1 protein-coding gene is annotated in these 1607 nt (G+C 67.1%); it reads right to left on the bottom strand.

What is annotated here, in order from left to right:
• Positions 1–1607, bottom strand: a 1607-nt coding sequence (locus I6U14_RS05810; protein WP_296897633.1) for a DUF3971 domain-containing protein, incomplete at both ends; no start/stop codon positions are given.

Raw genomic sequence — 1607 nt, forward strand, 5'->3', positions numbered from 1 at the left:
GCCGGCCACGCGCTTATACAGACCGACGAGCCGGAACGCGGCGCCCGCGTCGGTGGCCTCGGCCAGCAGAAGCCGCGGCTCGCCCTCCGTGTTGCGCAGGCGCACGGCCAGCGGAGCCTCGCCGGCGAGCCGGCCATTGACGCTCAGCTTGGTCAGCTCCCCGGCATCCTTGCGCACATGCGCTGTCAGGTTCGTGACCGTCGTGTCGTTGTGGCCGATCACGGTGCTGACCTTGGCGGTGATGTCCAAGCCCCACTCGCGCTCGGGCCGTTCGGGCTGGTCCTCGGCGAGCTTGCCGCGCGAGAACAGCGAGCGGAAAAACTCGCGCCCGTCGTAGCTGTCGCCGGTGGCCTGGACGCGCCAGACATTCTGGTCATCGCGCACGCCGGAAATCTGAAGCCGCGTGAGCAGGGTCGGCGAGAAGGTCGGGAAGTCGAAGCTGCGCGGCAGCCCATCCTCGCCAATGGTGACCGTGCCAGACATCGCGATTTCGTCGCCCACCATGCGCACATCGTTGAGCACCGTGCGGCCGGTCTCGTCCTCCGCGACGTCGAAGGTCAGCGTGGCGCTCTCGCCCGGCGGCTTGCGGGAGGCGACGTTGATGAAGAACACTTCGGCGTTGGTCAGGTCAGCCTCGACGCGCATGCGGTGCCGGTTGTCGTCATGCTTGATCGTGAGCCAAAGCGGCACCGTTCCGCGCACCACGTGATTGATGTCGAGGCCAAGGTCCTCGCGGTCCTGGCCATCCAGCGCCGCGTGCAGGCGCAGGCCCGGCTGCAGACGGTCAGGCGCGCCGAAGATGCGGTGCCAGTCGACGTTCACCGGCACGCCGTTGACCAGCACATCGCCCTTGGCGTTCAGCGCCTTCTCGTTAACGTCGAAGACCACTTCGCCGCCGTTGACGGCCAGATCCTTGGCGAAGCCCGATGCGGTCGGGTCTTCCAAAGTCGCGCGCCCGCGTATTCCCATATCCTCGAAGTCGAGATCCTTGAGCAGCGGGATGTCCAGCCCGAATGCGCCCGCGAGACGTCCGCTCAAGCCCTCGGGCTCCAGGCCCACTGCGCCGGCATAGTTGAGTGGATCGTGATTGAGCAGATCATAGGCCGCGCCCGCCTCCGCCGAGACGCGGAAGTTCAGTTCGGCCTCGGGCACGCGCGGGCGCAGGTCGCCGATCACGAACTGCGCGTTTTCCAGCGCGACGGGCGCGCGGCCTGGCAGGGCGATCACGCCATCCGGCACATTGAAGACGAAGCGCCGCCCGCGCAGCATGGCGGTACCCGGTCCGGTCTGGATTTCGGGCATGCCGTCAATGTAGGAGATCACCAGATCGTCCGTGCCGAAGCGCACATCGACGCTCTGGCTCGGCAGATCGCCGTCCGCTTCCAGCTTGTGGAGGATGCCACCCGGGATGTCGATGTCGATGCGGCCGCCCGTGATGCGTCCGCCGCTGACCGATTCGCCAATCCATTCGCGTGCGCCGGGCGCGACGAATTTGGGCCAGATCCGTTTAAGGACAGCCACCGGCATCCCGCTGATCTCGCCGGCCATGCGCACCGCCGGCGAGCCGGGCGGATCCAAGATCTCGCCGTTCAGATCGATGAAGGACA

This window comes from Thiohalocapsa sp. (assembly GCF_019695415.1).
GTDB lineage: Bacteria > Pseudomonadota > Gammaproteobacteria > Chromatiales > Chromatiaceae > Thiohalocapsa.